Annotated in this window: 14 protein-coding genes; all 14 read right to left on the bottom strand. The window is 73.5% G+C overall.

From position 1 onward, the window contains the following. Nucleotides 1–100: 100 nt before the first annotated feature. The 14 genes from ACIQGV_RS02695 to ACIQGV_RS02630 all read right to left on the bottom strand — a co-directional run bounded on the left by ACIQGV_RS02695 (nt 101) and on the right by ACIQGV_RS02630 (nt 16,553). Nucleotides 101–1,165 carry a sugar phosphate isomerase/epimerase family protein gene (locus ACIQGV_RS02695; RefSeq protein WP_402489365.1) on the bottom strand — a complete coding sequence of 355 codons (1,065 nt, stop codon included), beginning with the start codon at nt 1,163–1,165 and terminating at the stop codon, nt 101–103. Nucleotides 1,166–1,225: 60 nt separating this feature from the next. Next, on the bottom strand, nt 1,226–2,623 hold the full coding sequence (locus tag ACIQGV_RS02690; protein WP_402489362.1) for a nucleotide pyrophosphatase/phosphodiesterase family protein: 1,398 nt from the start codon (nt 2,621–2,623) through the stop codon (nt 1,226–1,228). Continuing rightward, nucleotides 2,620–3,789, bottom strand: a complete 1,170-nt coding sequence (gene eboE, locus ACIQGV_RS02685) for a metabolite traffic protein EboE (protein ID WP_402489359.1) — start codon at nt 3,787–3,789, stop codon at nt 2,620–2,622. The genes ACIQGV_RS02690 and eboE overlap by 4 nt, the downstream gene beginning before the upstream one ends. Nucleotides 3,790–3,792: 3 nt before the next feature. After that, a complete protein-coding gene (locus ACIQGV_RS02680; protein WP_402489356.1) occupies nt 3,793–4,641 on the bottom strand; it encodes a TatD family hydrolase in 849 nt (282 codons plus the stop codon). Next, nucleotides 4,641–5,429 carry an EboA domain-containing protein gene (locus ACIQGV_RS02675; protein ID WP_402489354.1) on the bottom strand — a complete coding sequence of 263 codons (789 nt, stop codon included), beginning with the start codon at nt 5,427–5,429 and terminating at the stop codon, nt 4,641–4,643. Before ACIQGV_RS02675 ends, ACIQGV_RS02680 begins: the two co-directional genes overlap by 1 nt. Next, complete coding sequence (locus tag ACIQGV_RS02670; RefSeq protein WP_402489351.1) at nt 5,426–6,397, bottom strand: sugar phosphate isomerase/epimerase family protein; 972 nt, start codon at nt 6,395–6,397, stop codon at nt 5,426–5,428. Before ACIQGV_RS02670 ends, ACIQGV_RS02675 begins: the two co-directional genes overlap by 4 nt. Further along, on the bottom strand, nt 6,394–7,419 hold the full coding sequence (locus tag ACIQGV_RS02665) for an SCO3242 family prenyltransferase (protein ID WP_402489348.1): 1,026 nt from the start codon (nt 7,417–7,419) through the stop codon (nt 6,394–6,396). The genes ACIQGV_RS02670 and ACIQGV_RS02665 overlap by 4 nt, the downstream gene beginning before the upstream one ends. Beyond that, a complete protein-coding gene (locus ACIQGV_RS02660) occupies nt 7,416–8,573 on the bottom strand; it encodes an inositol-3-phosphate synthase (RefSeq protein ID WP_402489346.1) in 1,158 nt (385 codons plus the stop codon). Before ACIQGV_RS02660 ends, ACIQGV_RS02665 begins: the two co-directional genes overlap by 4 nt. Before the next feature lie 472 nt (nt 8,574–9,045). Next, nucleotides 9,046–10,044: a sugar phosphate isomerase/epimerase family protein gene (locus ACIQGV_RS02655; RefSeq protein WP_402489343.1), complete on the bottom strand. Its 999-nt coding sequence runs from the start codon at nt 10,042–10,044 to the stop codon at nt 9,046–9,048. Nucleotides 10,045–10,057: 13 nt separating this feature from the next. Then, nucleotides 10,058–11,206 carry a Gfo/Idh/MocA family protein gene (locus ACIQGV_RS02650; RefSeq protein WP_402489525.1) on the bottom strand — a complete coding sequence of 383 codons (1,149 nt, stop codon included), beginning with the start codon at nt 11,204–11,206 and terminating at the stop codon, nt 10,058–10,060. Nucleotides 11,207–11,426: 220 nt separating this feature from the next. Continuing rightward, the gene (locus ACIQGV_RS02645; RefSeq protein WP_402489340.1) at nt 11,427–12,470 is read right to left on the bottom strand and encodes a substrate-binding domain-containing protein; all 1,044 of its coding nucleotides are present in this window, start codon (nt 12,468–12,470) and stop codon (nt 11,427–11,429) included. 17 nt (nt 12,471–12,487) lie between these two features. After that, nucleotides 12,488–13,507: an ABC transporter permease gene (locus ACIQGV_RS02640; RefSeq protein WP_402489337.1), complete on the bottom strand. Its 1,020-nt coding sequence runs from the start codon at nt 13,505–13,507 to the stop codon at nt 12,488–12,490. Further along, nucleotides 13,504–15,021 carry a sugar ABC transporter ATP-binding protein gene (locus ACIQGV_RS02635; protein WP_402489335.1) on the bottom strand — a complete coding sequence of 506 codons (1,518 nt, stop codon included), beginning with the start codon at nt 15,019–15,021 and terminating at the stop codon, nt 13,504–13,506. Before ACIQGV_RS02635 ends, ACIQGV_RS02640 begins: the two co-directional genes overlap by 4 nt. Before the next feature lie 350 nt (nt 15,022–15,371). After that, nucleotides 15,372–16,553 carry an ROK family protein gene (locus ACIQGV_RS02630; protein WP_402489333.1) on the bottom strand — a complete coding sequence of 394 codons (1,182 nt, stop codon included), beginning with the start codon at nt 16,551–16,553 and terminating at the stop codon, nt 15,372–15,374. Between the last annotated feature and the right edge of the window lie 55 nt (nt 16,554–16,608).

The following is a 16,608-nucleotide window of genomic DNA, read 5'->3' as shown; positions in this document are numbered from 1 at the left end:
GTGACGGCGAGGAGACGGCGAGGAGGCGGCGCGGCCCGGACCGCACGACGTGAGGGGTCCTCCCCGGTGCCGGGGAGGACCCCTCACGTTCCGCCGCGGGTCAGCACTTCTCCCGCAGCGAGCGCAGGTGCTCGCTGGAGCGCCGGGCGAACGTGGACGACTCCGCCGGCTGGTCGTGCTCGGCCTGCCAGTGATGGGCGAGGCGTTCTCCGCGCAGCCGGGTGACGCCGGAGATGAACCGCCGGTAGTCGATGTCGCCGTCCCCGACGTCGGTCATGCGGTAGCCGAACGGGGTCGACGGGTCGCGCTCGCCGTCCTTGACATGGAACAGCGGGTAGCGGTGCGGCCGGCGCAGCACGTAGTCGAGCGGCTCGAAGGGCGCGGGGGTGCCGTCGGGGCGCGTGCCGAAGCGGAACTGGCCCACGTACGCCCAGAAGACGTCCATCTCCAGGAAGACCAGGTCGGGGTCGGTCTCGGCGAGCAGCACGTCGTACAGGCGGACCCCGGGGTCGTCGGTGGCGAAGGAGAACTCCTCGGAGTGGTTGTGCTGGTAGAACTTCATGCCGCGTGCCCTGGCCGCCGCGCCGTAGGTGTTGAAGTCCTCGGCGGCACGTTTCCACGCGTCGACGGTGGAGCCGTAGCGGAACGGCCCGGAGGCGGTGCCGATGTGCTTCAGGCCGAGGGCCTCGGCGTCGTCGAGGACCTTGGTGAGGTTCTGGGCGAAGGTGTAGGCGCCGGGGCTGTCGGAGTGGTAGCCGACGTGGCTGCCGATCGGGTTCAGACCGTGGTCGCGGGCCAGCCGCCCGAGCCGGGTGAGCGTGATCGGCCCGGCCGAGCCCTGGGTGTATCCGGCGAACTCGACCTCGTCGTAGCCGTACTTCTCCAGCTCGGCGAAGACGGGCGCGAAGCCGAGCGTGGAGACCTTGTCGCGGAGGCTGTACAGCTGGATGCCGAGGCGGCCCGGGGGCAGGACGGGGCGGCCGCGGCCCGGGGCGCCGCCCGTCGCGCCGGCGGCCTCGCCCGTGGCTGTCCCGTCCGCGGCCGCCGCGGGTGCCGCCGCGGCGCCCAGCAGCGCGGCCGCCGTGGTGCCCGCGGCGACGCCGAGCATGCCCCGCCTGGTGAGGCGGCGGGTGAGTTCGGGATCGGTGGGGGACTGGCGCTTCATGCCTGGAACTCCTCGTGGTCGCGGGGCGTTGTCGGTGGTGAGTGCTTCACTTGTGACCAGTCAGCACAGACCGGCGAGTCGGAGCAGCAGTGCTTTCACGTCGGTGGCCGCGACGCGGTCTCCGAGAGCGCGGGGGGTGGAGCAGATGAGGAGCGGACCTTCGTCGTCGCTCATGGGCATACGGCCGTGGCTGCCCCGAACAGGCGCCGGGTCGAGGGGCACGACGGCCATCCGGTAGCGCATGCCGATCTTCTTGCGGGCCAGCGCGGTGGCCGCCCTGACCTTGACGTAGGGGTCGAGGGGGTCCATGAACAGCTCGACCGGGTCGTAGCCGGGCTTGCGGTGGATCTCGACCAGACGTGCGAAGTCGGGGGCGCGGTCGTCGTCGAGCCAGTAGTAGTACGTGAACCATGCGTCCGGTTCGGCGATCGCGACGAGCTCGCCGGAGCGCGGGTGGTCCAGGCCGTGGTGCTTCTTGCCCTCGTCGTCCAGGAGTTCCTCGATGCCGGCCAGTTCCGCGAGAGCGGCGCGGGTGGCGGGCAGGTCCTCCGGGCGGCGGACGTAGACGTGGGCGATCTGGTGGTCGGCGACCGCGAAGGCGCGGGAGGCCATCGGGTCGAGGTACTCCATGCCGTCCTGGGTGTGCACCTCCAGCAGTCCGGCGCGGCGCAGGGCGCGGTTGATGTCGACCGGGCGGGTGACCGGGGTGATGCCGTACTCCGACAGCGCCACGACCGTCCGGCCCTGTGCACGGGCGTCGTCCAGCAGCGGGGCGAGGACGGCGTCGAGGTCGGCCGCGGCGCGGTGGGAGCGGGGGTCGTCGGGGCCGTGACGCTGAAGGTCGTAGTCGAGGTGAGGGAGGTAGCACAGGGTCAGGTCGGGCCGGTGGACGCTGTTGACGTGCCGGGTGGCGTCGATGATCCAGCGGCTGGAGACCAGGTCGGCGCCCGGGCCCCAGAAATGGAACAGGGGGAAGGTGCCGAGTCTGCCGGTGAGTTCGTCGTGCAGGGCGGGCGGGCGGGTGTAGCAGTCGGGTTCCTTGCGGCCGTCCGCGTAGTAGACCGGACGGGGGGTGACGGTGATGTCGGTGTCGGCTCCCATCGCGTACCACCAGCAGATGTTGGCGACGGTGTAGCCGGGACGGGCGCGGCGGGCGGCGTCCCAGAGCTTGTCACCGGCGACCAGGCCGTTGTGCTGCCGCCACAGCAGCACCTCACCGAGGTCGCGGAAGTACCAGCCGTTGCCGACGACGCCGTGCTCACGGGGCAGTGTGCCGGTCAGGAACGTCGACTGCGCCGCGCAGGTGACCGCGGGCAGGACGGTGCCGAGCGGTGCTCTGGAACCGGTGTCGGCGAGGGCCTTCAGGCGGGGCATGTGGTCGAGGAGACGGGGGGTGAGACCGACGACGTCGAGGACGAGGAGGGGCACGGGCGCCGAGCCCGCGGGACGGGGGTTCACGGCAGCTCCTTCAGGCCGAGGTCCGTGAGCAGGTCACGGGCGAGGGCGAGTTCGGCGGCGATGCCGTCCGCGAGCTGGGTGCGGGTGCGCGGGCGCAGCCCGGCCGGCAGGGCCTGCCAGGTGTAGGTCTCCACCTCCAGGTGGCGGGTGAGGGGGCGCGGGCCGCCCACCAGACGGGTCAGGGCGGTCTCCAGGACGGGGAGTGTGGAGGTGAGGGGCGCGGCGGGGGCCGCGTGGAGGGGGACGTGGAAGTGGGCGCGCCAGGGCGCTCCGTCGGGCAGGACGTCGCCGGTGACGGCCTCGTCGAGGTCGTCGGTGCCGCGCAGCCCCGCCGCGGTGGCGGTGCGGGTCTGGTGCAGGAAGCGGGGTTCGGCGAAGGCGGCGAGGGCTCGGCGGACCTCGGGCAGATGAGGGTGTTCGGCGTGCAGGGCGGCCGACAGCTGGGATTTGACGACGGGGACATGGGCTCTGGCGAGCGTGTCCAGGGCGGTGTCCGGATCTTCGAAGGAGGTGGCGAGGTGGCAGGTGTCGACACAGATGCCGATGCGGTGGTGGCCGATCTCGGTCAGCGGGGCGACGGCGTCCCGCGTGGTCTCCACGACACAGCCCGGCTCGGGTTCCAGGCCGATCCGGATCGAGCGGCCGGTGAGGTCCTCGAGGGCGTCGAGGCGTTCGCCGAGGGTGCGCAGGGCGGCATGGGCGGTCCCGGTCCGCCGTTCGTCGGCGGCGGTGCGCCAGGCGAGCGGAAGGGTGGAGATGCTGCCCTCGGTGACGTCGTCGGGCAGGAGCGTCGCGAGCACCCGGGCGAGGGCGGCGGTGTGCTCCAGGCGCTCGGGGTCGGCCCAGTCGGGCCGGTAGACCCGGTGCTTGACCTCCTCGGCGCCGAAACCCTCGTACGGGAAGCCGTTGAGGGTCACCACCTCCAGCCCGCGGCGGTCGAGTTCGGCGCGCAGGGTGCGCAGGGCCCCGGGGTCGGCGTCCAGGGCACGGGCCGCGCCGGCGGCGAGCCACAGGCCGATGCCGAGGCGGTCCCGGCCCAGGCGGCGGCGCACCGGCTCGCAGTGGTCGCGCAGTTGGGCCAGGACACCGTCTAGGGTCTCGGCCGGGTGGACGTTGGTGCAGTAGGCGAGGTGGACGACGGAACCGTCGGTGTGCCGGAACCGCATGGTTCACTCACCGCCGCGCAGCACGGAGTTGCCGGCGTGGGTGGCGGCGGGGGCGGAGACGTCGAGGTGCAGACGGCCGCTTCGGCTGTAGAAGGCGACGGGGTTGCGCCACAGCACGAGGTCGACGTCGTTCTCGTCGAATCCCTCGTCCAGCATCAGATCGGCGACCGCTCGGGTCTTGAGGGGATCGCTGCGGCCCCAGTCGGCGGCGGAGTTCACCAGGACGCGTTCGGGGCCGTAGGCGCGCAGGAGGGCGACCATGCGCTTCTCGTCCATCTTGGTGTCCGGGTAGACGGAGAAGCCGAGCCAGCAGCCGGCTTCCTTCGCGGCGCGCACGGTCGTCTCGTTGAGGTGGTCGACCAGCACATGGTCCGGGTCGAGGGCGGACTCGCGCACGACGTCGAGGGTGCGGTGCAGCCCGGCGAGTTTGTCGCGGTGCGGGGTGTGGACGAGCGCCGGGAGGCCGTGGTCGGCGGCGAGCTGGAGCTGGGCGGCGAGGGCGGTGTCCTCGGCCGGGGTCATGGAGTCGTAGCCGATCTCGCCGACGGCGACGACATGGTCCTTGACGAGATAGCGGGGCAGTTCGTCCAGGACGGGCGCGCAGCGCGGGTCGTTGGCCTCCTTGGGGTTGAGGGCGAGCGCGCAGTGGTGGGCGATGCCGTACTGGGCGGCGCGGAAGGGCTCCCAGCCCAGGAGGGAGTCGAAGTAGTCGAGGAAGGAGGCGGGGGAGGTGCGGGGCTGGCCGAGCCAGAAGGAGGGTTCGACGACGGCGCGGACGCCGGCGGCGCGCATGGCCTCGTAGTCGTCGGTGGTGCGGGAGGTCATGTGGATGTGGGGGTCGAAGAGGCGCATCAGGACTCCTTGCCGTGGGGGTCGTCCGTGCGGTGCCGGGCGGGGCGGGAGCTGCCGGTGCCTGAACTGCCGGTGTCTGTGCCGATGGGGTCCGGGCCGGTGGGCCCGCCGGGGCCCGCCGGGCGGGCGAGAGCCAGGACCCGCCGGAGGTCCTCGGGGACGGGACGGCCGGCGGCGGTGCGTTCGGCCGCGTAGTCACCGAGCATGCGGGCGAGTTCGGCGTCGGCCCGGGCACGCCGGTCCAGGTCGGCGACGTCGTCGACGGGAACCCCGGTGAACAGGCACTTCAGCACGGCGTGACGCCAGGCGTGGGCGTCCAGGTGCCGGGCGGCATAGGGGCCGACGGCTGCGGCGAGGAGGCCGGTGTCGTTGGTGCGCAGCGCGTCCTCGACGAGCGGGAGGGCGCCGGGGCCGGTCACCAGGTGGGGCAGGGCGTGCAGGACGGCTCGGCGTTCGGCGCCGGTGCCCTGGGCGTAGACCCGGGTCAGTGCGGCCGTGTCGGCGCGGGCGGCGTCCAGGATGAGGACGCGGGCGGCGTCGGCGTGCTCGGTGCCGCAGCGCCGGCCGGCCTCGGCGATGCGCAGTTCCCACACCGAGATGGGACCGTGCACTCCGGGATGGGCGGCGGCCTCGGCGAGGGCCCGGTCGAGCCAGGCGCGGGCGCTTGTGCCGAGACGGGCGCCGAGCTCGGCGTGCAGGGTGCCGGGCGGGACGAGGGCCGGCGAGGCGGCCCGGTGATGCCGGGGAGGCTGTGGGGCGCCCGGCTCGTGGGTGCCTGGGTGGGTCATCCGGGGCTCCCCTCTCGGGTGACGGCGGGCTCTCCCGTGGTGCGGCGTGCGGTGCGGGCCGGGGCCGCGGGGGCCGGGGCAGGGCTGTCCTCGGGGGCGGCCGCGCGGTGCAGGAACGGAAGGGACAGTGCGGCCAGGTCCGGCCCGGCGTGGGAGTGACGGGGCAGTTCCACGACGGTCAGGCCCTGGTAGCCGGTGGCGGACAGGGCACGCAGAACGGGAGGGAAGTCGATGTCGCCGTCTCCGAAGGGCAGGTGTTCGTGGATGCCGCGGCGCATGTCCTCGATCTGCACATGGCGCAGCCAGGGGGCGGCGGCACGCACGCAGTCGGCGGGCGGGAGCGGCTCCAGGCACTGGCAGTGGCCGATGTCGAGGGTGAGACCGAGGTGCTCGGGGTCGCCGAGGGCGTGGCGCAGACGGTGGAAGTCGGCGAGGGTGGCGAGGAGGTGGCCGGGTTCGGGTTCGACGGCGAGCGGGACGCCCGCGGCCGCGGCGGCGTCCAGGACCGGGCTGAGCGCGTCGGTGAGCCGGTCCCACGCCGTGCCGGTGCTCGTGCCGGGCGGGGTGACGCCGCTGAAGCAGTGGACGGCGTGGGCTCCGAGGTCCGCGGCGACACGGACGGCCCGGGTCAGCAGATCGGTCCGGCGTGCCCGGTCCCCGGGGTCGGCGTCCAGCAGGGACGGGCCGTGTTTGCGGCGCGGGTCCAGCACATAGCGGGCGCCGGTCTCGACGGTGACCTCCAGGCCCAGCGCGGCGAGTCTGCGGGCGACGCGCCCGGTGCGGGCGGCGAGGTCCGGGGCCAGCGGGTCGAGGTGCATGTGGTCGAGGGTCAGCCCGACACCGTCGTAGCCGAGGTCGGCGAGCAGCGCCAGCGCGTCGTCGAGCCGGAGGTCGGCGAGGCCGTTGGTGCCGTAGCCGAAGCGGAAGGGGCGGGCAGGGGGCGCGGTGCCGGGGTGGCGGGGCCTCATGTGATGCTCACCCGCCTCGCGGTCCGGCGGGCCGGTGGCGCGAGCGCGGCGATGAGCAGGGCCGTGCCCGGGGCTCCGCTGCGGGCGGCGAGTGCCGCCTGGAGCGGGATGGTGGCCCGGACACCGCCGCCGACGGCTCGCTGGACGAGCGGTGGGGAGGGGTTGAGGGCGGCGTGCCAGTAGGGGCGGCCGGCGGTGAGGGCGTAGGCGGCGCCGAGGGCGGTGCGTACGGCGTGGTGGTGGGGGCGGTCGTCGGGGGTGCTCCGACGGGGGCCGGCCGTGGTGAGGGCGTCCCGCACGAGGCGGCGAAGGGTGCCGTGCCGGGGCGCGGGGGCACCGGCGGCGGTCGGCGGGGCGGCTGAAGGGGTGGCGCTGCGGTCGGCCGGGGTGTTCGTCAGGAGGTGGGTCAGCAAGGCGGTCGCGGTGAGGGCGGCGAGGGGCGGGGCGGGTGAGGAGCCGGTGGTCTCGCCCCGGGAGACGGTGGTGACGGCGAGGGTGTGGGAGGCGAGCAGCGCGGCGCTGGGGAGCGCCGGCCGGGTGCGGCCGGTGGTGGCCGCCGCGCCGAGCAGCAGATCGAGGGCGCGCGCGGCGGCCATCGCCGCGGGACCGGCGGGGGTGTGTTTCAGGGCGAGGTCGTACGCCCAGACCGTCGCCGCGAGAGGCGTCGCGACGGCGAGCGCGGGGCGGCCCGCCCGGGCGGCCAGGGCCAGGCCCGCCGCGGTGAGGGTGCCTGCCGCCAGCAGCGCCGAGGCGGGGCGCACCCGGCCGGACGGGAGGGGGCGGTGCGGGCGTTCCCGGGCGTCCTCCTCCTGGTCGGCCCAGTCGTTGAGGACCATCCCGGCCTCGTACAGACAGAGGGAGGCTCCGATGCCGAGCAGGGTGCGCGGACCGGGCCGCTCACCGGTCGCCGCGGCTCCGGCCAGGGCGTCGCCCGGGACGGTGAACAGGGCGGGCAGTCGCAGCAGTTCGGCCCAGGCCCGTGGGTGCGGGCGGTGGCGCGGGGCGGCCTGTCGCCGGCTCATCGCCGGTCTCCCGTACCGGTCGCCTCCGCCGGGCCGGGTCTCAGCCGGACGGCGAGGGACAGAAGGGCGGCGTACTGCTCGGCCAGCGCGGCGGGGGCGTCCGCGAGCGGGTCCTTGAAGTAGAAGCCGAGTTCGGTGAGGGGGCCGGACAGGCCGGCTTCGTGGGCGCGGAGGGCGAGACGGGCCAGGTCGAGGACGAGCGGGGCGGCGAGGGCGGAGTCGCAGCCCTGCCAGATGGTCTGGAGGATCATGCGGGTGCCGAGGAAGCCGTCGAAGGCGATGTGGTCCCAGGCCGTCTTCCAGTCGCCGAGGGCGGGGACGTCGTCGATGTGGACCTGGCCCTCGGGGGCCGCGCCGAGCGTGTCGGTGAGGACCCGTTCCTTGCCCGCGTTCTTCGCGGCCGCGGCCGCCGGGTCGGCCAGGGCGGCTCCGTCGCCGCCGCCGAGGAGGTTGGTGCCGGACCAGGCCCGGACGGTGAGGGCGCGCTGGGCGAACATCGGGCCGAGGACGGAGCGCAGCAGGGTCTGCCCGGTCTTGCCGTCGCGGCCCGCATAGGGCAGGCCGCTGGAGGCGGCGAGGGGAGCCAGTGAGGGGTGGTGGAGGCCGGTGGAGGGGGTGAAGTTGACGTAGGAGCAGCCGGCGCGCAGGGCCGCGGCCGCGTACAGGGAGCTGGCGGGCCACTCCCCCGGCGCGGGTTCGGGCTCGGTGGAGGCGACGTTCACGACGACGGCGCGGTCCAGCCTTCGGCGTCGTAAGAAATCCTGGATGTCGGCGGTGAAGGCGGTGATCAGCTGCGAGGTGGTGCGGGTGTCGCCGGGAGCGGGACCGCCGGGCCGTATCTCCCGGTCCGCGGAGACGAGTTCGGCGGCGACGGCCGCGGTCAGGCCGGCGGGCAGGACACCGTCGGCGGTCAGGGCCTCCGCGCGTTTGGGCAGCGGGCAGTCGGTGATGTCGTGGCCGCCGAAGACCAGGTCCGCGAGTGCGGGCAGCCCGCTGCCGGTGAACGGGGCGGTCTCGGTGACCAGTCCGGTGGGCGGGCGCAGGCCCGCGGTGAGGGCGGCGCAGCCCGCGACGACGGTGGTGGCCACGGAGCCGCGTGCTCCGATGAGCCACACCCCCGTACGCGGTCGGGAAGGGGGAGCGGGCGCGGACATGAGGGGCCTCCTCGTCGTGCGTGGACCGGGACGAAGTCGGGGGGACGGGCCGGTGGAGCGATCGGTGACCACGACGGTCGTACGGCGTGGTGGCCGTACGGCGTGACAGTCGCACGGGGCGGTGGCCGTACGGCGTGACAGTCGCACGGGGCGGTGGCCGTACGGTGTGGCGGCCGCACGGGGTGACGGTTTGTACGGGGCGGTGGCCGTGCGGCGCGGTGGAGCCGGGCGGCGGTGGGCATCGGTGTGTGTCGGTGTGCCTTGAGCGCCGACGGCACACGCCAGGTGGGGGGAGGGCGACGGGCGGGAGTCCGGCGTCTCCCGCCCGCCGCCCGCTCGATCGCCCTGCGAGGCCGTGACGACGCTCCTCGTGGGCAGTGCGGGGGTGCGGGCAGTGCAGGCAGGTGCGGGCGAGTACAGGCAGCGCGAGCGGTCGCGGTGCACCGGGACCCCGGTCGCCGCGCAGCCGGGATCAGTGGGCGAAGGCGGCGTCGAAGGAGGCGGACGGCGGGTCGAAGTCGTACGCCTTGAGACGGGCCAGGGCCTCGGGGGCGCCCTGGAGCCGGTCCATGCCGGCGTCCTCCCACTCGACCGAGACCGGGCCCTCGTAGCCGATGGACCGCAGCATGCGGAAGACGTCCTCCCAGAGCACGTCGCCGTGCCCGGCGGAGACGAAGTCCCAGCCGCGGCGGGGGTCGCCCCAGGGCAGGTGGGAGCCGAGGCGGCCGTTGCGGCCGTCGAGGCGCTTGCGGGCCTCCTTGCAGTCGACGTGGTAGATCCGGTCGCGGAAGTCCCAGAGGAACCCGACGGGGTCGAGGTCCTGCCAGACGAAGTGGGAGGGGTCGAAGTTGAGGCCGAAGGCCGGCCGGTGCCCGACGGCCTCCAGGGCACGGTGGGTCGTCCAGTAGTCGTAGGCGATCTCGCCGGGGTGGACCTCGTGGGCGAAGCGGACGCCCTCGGCGTCGAAGACGTCGAGGATCGGGTTCCAGCGGGTGGCGAAGTCCTCGTAGCCGCGCTCGATCATCGACTCGGGGACGGGCGGGAACATCGCGACCAGATGCCAGATGGCGGAGCCGGTGAAGCCGACGACGGTGTCGACGCCGAAGGCGGCCGCGGCACGGGCGGTGTCCCTCATCCGCGCGGCGGCCCGCTGCCGTACGCCCTCGGGGTCGCCGTCGCCCCAGACGTCGGCGGGCAGGATGCCCTGGTGGCGTTCGTCGATGACGGCGTCGCAGACGGCCTGACCGACGAGATGGCTGGAGACGGCCCGGCACATCAGGCCGTACTTGTCGAGCAGCTGGTGCCTCGACGCGATGTAGGAGGGGTCGGCCAGGGCTCTGTCGACCTCGAAGTGGTCTCCCCAGCAGGCGAGTTCCAGGCCGTCGTAGCCGAAGTCGCGGGCGAGTCGGCAGACCTCCTCCAGGGGCAGGTCGGCCCATTGACCGGTGAACAGGGTGAAGGTGCGCGGCATCCTCGGGGCCTCCTCAGACCGCTATCGGGGTGAAGACGGAGTTCTTCTCGGCGCTCTCCTCCACGGCGGCGAGGACACGCTGGACCTGGAGTCCGTCGGCGAAGGACGGCTCGGGCCGGCGGCCCTCGGCGACGGCGTGGACGAGATCGCGGGCCTGGTGGACGAAGGTGTGCTCGTAGCCGAGCCCGTGGCCGGGCGGCCACCAGGCTTCCAGGTAGGGGTGGTCGGGTTCGGTGACGAGGATGCGGCGGAAGCCGGCGCGGGCGGCGGGCTCGGTGCCGTCGTGGAACCACAGCTCGTTCAGGCGCTCCAGGTCGAAGGCCAGCGAGCCGCGTTCGCCGTTGAGCTCCAGGCGCAGGGCGTTCTTGCGGCCGGTGGCGTACCGGGTGGCCTCGAAGGAGGCGAGGGCGCCGGAGGCGAACCGGCCGGTGAACACGGCGGCGTCGTCGACGGTGACCGTGCCGGTGCCGGCGGCCGACACCGCGGCGAGTCCGCTGGTGGTGCCCGTGGGCAGCGGCCGTTCGCGGACGAAGGTCTCGGTGAGCGCGGAGACACCCGCGAGCGGTTCGCCCGCCAGGTGCTGGGCGAGGTCGACGACATGGGCACCCAGATCCCCCAGGGCCCCGGAGCCGGCCGTTTCCCTGCGCAGCCGCCAGGTGAGGGGGAACTCCGGGTCCACGAGCCAGTCCTGGAGGTACGTCACCCGCACGTGCCGCAGGGCGCCGAGACGGCCCTCGGCGACCATCCGCCGGGCCAGCGCCGTGGCGGGCAGCCGACGGTAGTTGAAGCCGACCATCGCCGACCTGCCCCGCTCGTACGCCTCTTCGGCGGCGCGCGCCATCGACGCCGCTTCCTCGACGGTGTTGGCCAGGGGCTTCTCGCACAGCACATGCTTGCCGGCGGCCAGGGCGGCGACGGCGATCTCGGCGTGGCTGTCGCCGGGGGTGCAGATGTCGACGAGGTCGATGTCGTCCCGGGCGATCAGCGCGCGCCAGTCGGTCTCGGCCGAGGCCCAGCCGTGCCGGTCGGCCGCGGCGCGTACGGCGTCGGGGTCCCGGCCGCAGATCGCGGAGAGGACCGGGCGCAGCGGCAGGTCGAACACATGGCCCGCGGTGCGCCAGCCCTGGGAGTGGGCGGCCCCCATGAAGGCGTAGCCGACCATGCCGATGCGCAGCTCCGGCCGTGCTCCGCCGCCCCCGGCCTGCGAGGCCGGGGGCCGGGCCCGGCCTTCCCTTCCCGCCGAACCGTGCGGCTCTCCCGGCTCGCCCGCCGAACCGTGCGGCTCTCCCGGCTCTCCCGGCTCGCCCGGCTCGCCCGGCTGCTGCGGCTGATCCATGGGGTGCTCCTCCTCGTCGTCGTGGCGCGGTGGGGGTGCGGGCGCCTCACTGGAAGCCGGTGGGCATGTACTGATCGACGTTGTCCTTGTCGACGACGGCCGAGTAGAGGGTGATCGACGCCGGGATCTCGAACTCGGCGAGGCCGCCGACGCCCTGGCCCTGGCCGAGGGCACGGGCGAGGTCGATGGCGGAGGCCGCCATGGTCGGCGGGTACAGCACGGTCGCCTTCAGGACCCCGTCGCCCCGTTTGATCGCCTGGAAGGCGGAGAGCGCGCCCGCGCCGCCGACCATCAGGAAGTCGTCCCGGCCGGCCTGTTCGATGGCGCGCAGGGCGCCCACGCCCTGGTCGTCGTCGTGGTTCCACAGGGCGTCGAACTTCGACTGGGCCTGGAGGAGCTGGGCCATCTTGGCCTGGCCGGACTCGACGGTGAACTCGGCTGCCTGGCGGGCGACCTTCTTGATGTTGGGGTAGTTCTTCAGAGCGTCGTCGAAGCCCTGGGTGCGCTGCTTGGTCAGCTCCAGGTTGTCCAGCCCGGCGAGTTCGATGACCCGGGCGTCGGACTTGTCCTTGAGCTGCTCGCCGATGTAGTGCCCGGCGTTGAGGCCCATGCCGTAGTTGTCGCCGCCGATCCAGCAGCGGTACGCCTGCGGGGTGTTGAAGACGCGGTCGAGGTTGACGACGGGGATGCCGGCGCGCATCGCCTTCAGGCCGACCTGGGTGAGGGCCTTGCCGTCGGCGGGCAGGACGACCAGGACGTCGACCTTCTTGTTGATGAGGGTCTCGATCTGGCCGATCTGGGCGGCGGTGTCGTTGGAGCCCTCGGTGATCTCCAGGGTGACGTCGGAGTACTTCCGCGCGCGGCTCTCGGCGTTCTCGTTGATCGCGTTGAGCCAGCCGTGGTCGGCCTGGGGGCCGGCGAAGCCGATGGTGACCGGCTTGCCCGGCTTGGTGTCGGCGGCGGGCTGGGCGGACCGGTCCTGGCCGCCCTCGTCCTTGGGGTCGTTGCTCGTACAACCCGTGAGGAGGGCACCGGCGGAGACGGCGGCGGCCCCGAAGAGCAGTCCTCTGCGGCTCGTGTTCTCGGTCATGGCGGTGAACCCTTTCCTCAGGTCGTGCTCGCGGTACGGCGCTGGACCAGCACGGCGGCGACGATGATCGCGCCCTTGGCGATCTGCTGGACGTCGCTCTGCAGGTTGTTGAGGGCGAAGATGTTGGTGATCGTGGTGAAGATCAGGACGCCGAGCACGGAGCCGGTGATGGTGCCGCGGCCCCCGCTGAGCAGGGTGCCGCCGATGATCGCGGCGGCGATGGCGTCGAGCTCGTAGAGGTTGCCGTTGGTGTTCTGTCCCGAGCCGGACAGCACGATCAGCAGGAAGGCGGCGATGCCGCAGCACAGGCCGGACAGCAGGTAGAGGTACAGCCGCTGACGGCGTACGTCGATGCCGGCGAGCCGGGCGGCCTCGGCGTTGCCGCCCACGGCGACGGTGCGGCGCCCGAAGGTGGTGCGGTTGAGCACCAGCCAGCCGACGACGGTGACGAGGGCGAACACCAGCACCAGGGGCGGGACGCCGAGCACGTAGGCGTCGCGCTCGCCGAGGTCCAGGATGCCGTCGACGGTGACGATCTGGGTCCGGCCGTCGGTGATCTGGAGGGCCAGGCCGCGTGCCGAGGCGAGCATGGCGAGCGTGGCGATGAACGGGACCATACCGCCGTACGCGACGAGCAGGCCGTTGACCAGTCCGCAGCCCACGCCGACGATCACCGCCGTGAACAGGATGCCGGCGAAGCCGTACTCCTGGGTGGCGACGGTGGTCGCCCACACCGAGGCGAGGGCGACGATCGCGCCGACCGACAGGTCGATGCCGCCGGAGGTGATCACGAACGTCATGCCGACGGTGACGACACCGATCACGGACGCCTGGGTGAGGACGAGCTGGAGGTTGCGGGTGTCGAGGAACTCCTCCGGCCTGGTCGCGCCGCCGATGACGACGAGCGCGGCGAGCACGCCGAGGAGGGACAGGGTGCGGACGTCGGCGTGGCCCAGCAGGCCCCGCCAGGCGGGGAGTTCCCCGGCCGGTGCCGTCTTGCCGGTGCTGTCGCGGGGCGGGGACACATGCTGCGTCATGACGCCGGGCTTCCTTCCATGACCAGATCGAGTACGCGGTGTTCGTCGAGTTCGCGGGCGGGCGCGGTGTGGACGACGCGGCCCTCGCGGAGCACCAGGACGCGGTCGGCGAGGCCGAGGACCTCGGGCACCTCGCTGGAGACCAGCAGGACGGCGAGGCCCTCGTCGGCGAGCCGGCGCACGACCGCGTACAGCTCGGCGCGGGCGCCGACGTCGACGCCCCGGGTGGGTTCGTCGAGCAGCAGGACCCGGCAGCCCCGCAGCAGCCAGCGGGCCAGCACGGCCTTCTGCTGGTTGCCGCCGGACAGGGTGCGCACCGGCACGGCCGGGTTGTCGGGCCGCAGCGACAGCTCCCTGGTCGCCGCGCGGGCCGACTCCCGTTCGGCCGCGCGGTCGATCCATCCGGCCCGTGAGAAGCGGGACAGCGAGGAGACGGAGACGTTGCGGGTGACCGACTCCAGCATCAGCAGGGCCTGCGCCTTGCGCTCCTCCGGGGCGAGACCGAGCCCGGCCCGTACGGCGGCGCGGACGCTGCCCGGCTTCAGCGCACGCCCGTCGACCAGGACCTGGCCCGCCCCGGGCCTTCGGGCACCGTAGATCGTCTCCAGGATCTCGGAGCGGCCCGAGCCGACGAGTCCGGCCAGGCCGACGATCTCGCCGGGGTGCAGTTCCAGGTCGAGCGCCTCGAACTCGCCCTCCCTGGCCAGCCCCCGCACCCTGAGCACCGGTTCGCCCCGGGGCGGCTCGGCGGGCCGCGCAGGGAAGACGTACTCCACGTTCCGTCCGGTCATCAGCGCCACCACCTCGCGGGTCGGGGTGGCCCTGGCGGGCAGCCCGCCGGCCACCGCGCGCCCGTCCTTGAGGACGGTCACCCGGTCGCCGATGCGCCGGATCTCCTCCAGCCGGTGGGAGATGTAGACGACGGCCACCCCGTCCGCGGTCAGGTCGCCGACGATCCGGAAGAGGTTGTCGACCTCGTCCGGGTCCAGCGCGGCGGACGGCTCGTCCATCACGATGAGCCGTACGTCGTGGGAGAGCGCACGCGCCATGGAGACGATCTGCTGCTGGGCCGCGGACAGCTCGCCGACGAGCCGGGACGGGTCGATCTCGGGGTGCCCGAGCCGTTTCAGCAGCCGGACGGTCTGCGCCTTCGCGGTCTTGCCGCGGATGACGAACCCGGCGGTCGTGGGCTCATGGCCGAGATGGACGTTCTCGGCCACCGACAGATGCTCCACCAGGTCGAGTTCCTGGTAGATGGTCGCGATTCCGAGGCGCATCGCGGCGATGGGCGAGCGGAGGGTGACCGGTTCACCGTTCCAGCGGATGGTGCCGGTGTCGGGCTGGTGGGCTCCGGCCAGGACCTTGATGAGCGTGGACTTGCCGGCCCCGTTCTGGCCGAGCAGACAGTGCACCTCACCGGCCTGGACCTCGAGGTCGACGCCGTCGAGGGCCCGGACCCCGGGGAACGACTTGGTGATGCCGGACATGCTGAGCAGGAGTGGTTGTGGTGCCATGCGGATTCCCCTCGGCGGGCGTACGGGGCCGGTTCAGGGCAGGGCGAAGCAGAGCGCTGTGCCTGGAGAGCGGGGTGCTTGCGCGGACGGAACGTGTACGAGCGGAACGTGCGCGGGCGATACCTGTACGGGCAGTACTCGGGCGGGCGGGACGTGTACGGGCAGTACTTGTGCGGGCGGTACGTGCACGAGCGGTACGTGTGCGGGCGGTACGCGCACGAGCGGTACGTGTACGGGCAGTACTCGTGCGGGCGGTGCCTGGACGGGCGGCACGTGCACGAGCGGTACGTGTGCGGGCAGTACGTGCACGGACCGCCCGTTCAGGAGCGGTGCTTCCAGCGGGTGTTCGGCTACGCGGGTGAGAACAGGTGGTCGCTGATCAGGTGGGCGGCGCCGGTGACACCGGCGGTGGGGCCCAGCTCACCGAGCACGATGGGGAGGTTGCCGGTCGCCAGCGGCAGCGACTGGCGGTAGACCTGGGTGCGGATCGCGGCGAGCAGGGTGTGGCCGAGGCCGGTCACCCCGCCGCCGATCACCACCAGGCCGGGGTTGAAGAAGCTGACCAGGCCGGCGATGACCTGGCCGGTGCGGGTGCCGCCCTCACGGATGAGGTCGAGGCAGGTGGCGTCGCCCGCGGCGGCCGCGGCGGCGACGTCGACGGCGGTGAGCGTGCCGTGCGCCTCCAGCCGGGCCGCGAGTTCCGCGGACAGCCCCTGCCGCACCGCCTCGACGGCGTCCCGGGCCAGGGCGGCGCCGCTGAAGTGGGCCTCCAGACAGCCCCGGTTGCCGCAGGCGCAGGGGCGCCCGTCGGGCACGGCCTGGATGTGCCCGATGTCGCCCGCGCTGCCCGTCGTACCGCGATGGACGTTCCCGCCGACGACGATGCCGCAGCCGATGCCGGTGCCGATCTTGACGCAGAGGAAGTCGGCGACGCTGCGGGCGACGCCCGCGTGCTGCTCCCCCATCGCCATCAGGTTCACGTCGTTGTCGACCATGACCGGGCAGCCGAGTTCCTGGCTGAGCGCCTCCCGCACGGGGAAGCCGTCCCAGCCCGGCATGATCGGCGGCGCGACCGGCACGCCCTCGGGGAAGCGGACCGGTCCGGGGACGCCGATACCGGCGCCGTCGAAGCCCTCCGCGAGACCGGAGGCCCTCAGCTTGGCGGCCATCGACAGGACCTGCTCGAAGACCGCGACCGGGCCCTCGCGCACCTCCATGGGCTGGTTGAGGTGCCCGAGGATCTCCAGCTCGGCGTTGGTGACGGCCACGTCGATCGAGGTGGCCCCGATGTCGACGCCGAGGAAACGCAGTCCGGGGTTGAGCCGGACGTTGTGGGAGCGGCGACCGCCGCGCGAGGCGGCGAGGCCGTCGGCCACGACCAGACCCGTCTCCAGCAGCCGGTCCACCTCCACCGCCAGCTTGGAGCGTGACAGGTCGATCTGATCACCCAGCTGGGCACGGGAGTTGGGACCGCCGTCGCGCAGCAGCCTGAGCAGCCGGGCCTGATGGCCGTTCGCGGGTCGTGCCGTCATCCGTCTCACATGCCCCTCCCCGCCTGTTTCCGGCCACCGCCGTCGGGCTTTCGAG

Source organism: Streptomyces sp. NPDC093094 (assembly GCF_044754345.1).
In the GTDB taxonomy this organism is placed as follows: Bacteria; Actinomycetota; Actinomycetes; order Streptomycetales; family Streptomycetaceae; genus Streptomyces.
The sequence above is the reverse complement of the archived record's forward strand: the minus strand, read 5'-3'. Positions and strand labels throughout refer to the sequence as shown.

Bases quoted from the DNA above. Each gene is read 5' to 3' on its own strand.
- ACIQGV_RS02695 (WP_402489365.1), bottom strand. From the start codon at position 1,165: ATGAAGCGCCAGTCCCCCACCGATCCCGAACTCACCCGCCGCCTCACC.
- eboE (WP_402489359.1), bottom strand. From the start codon at position 3,789: ATGCGGTTCCGGCACACCGACGGTTCCGTCGTCCACCTCGCCTACTGC.
- ACIQGV_RS02680 (WP_402489356.1), bottom strand. From the start codon at position 4,641: ATGCGCCTCTTCGACCCCCACATCCACATGACCTCCCGCACCACCGAC.
- ACIQGV_RS02675 (WP_402489354.1), bottom strand. From the start codon at position 5,429: ATGACCCACCCAGGCACCCACGAGCCGGGCGCCCCACAGCCTCCCCGG.
- ACIQGV_RS02670 (WP_402489351.1), bottom strand. From the start codon at position 6,397: ATGAGGCCCCGCCACCCCGGCACCGCGCCCCCTGCCCGCCCCTTCCGC.
- ACIQGV_RS02665 (WP_402489348.1), bottom strand. From the start codon at position 7,419: ATGAGCCGGCGACAGGCCGCCCCGCGCCACCGCCCGCACCCACGGGCC.
- ACIQGV_RS02660 (WP_402489346.1), bottom strand. From the start codon at position 8,573: ATGTCCGCGCCCGCTCCCCCTTCCCGACCGCGTACGGGGGTGTGGCTC.
- ACIQGV_RS02655 (WP_402489343.1), bottom strand. From the start codon at position 10,044: ATGCCGCGCACCTTCACCCTGTTCACCGGTCAATGGGCCGACCTGCCC.
- ACIQGV_RS02650 (WP_402489525.1), bottom strand. From the start codon at position 11,206: ATGGTCGGCTACGCCTTCATGGGGGCCGCCCACTCCCAGGGCTGGCGC.
- ACIQGV_RS02645 (WP_402489340.1), bottom strand. From the start codon at position 12,470: ATGACCGAGAACACGAGCCGCAGAGGACTGCTCTTCGGGGCCGCCGCC.
- ACIQGV_RS02640 (WP_402489337.1), bottom strand. From the start codon at position 13,507: ATGACGCAGCATGTGTCCCCGCCCCGCGACAGCACCGGCAAGACGGCA.
- ACIQGV_RS02635 (WP_402489335.1), bottom strand. From the start codon at position 15,021: ATGGCACCACAACCACTCCTGCTCAGCATGTCCGGCATCACCAAGTCG.
- ACIQGV_RS02630 (WP_402489333.1), bottom strand. From the start codon at position 16,553: ATGACGGCACGACCCGCGAACGGCCATCAGGCCCGGCTGCTCAGGCTG.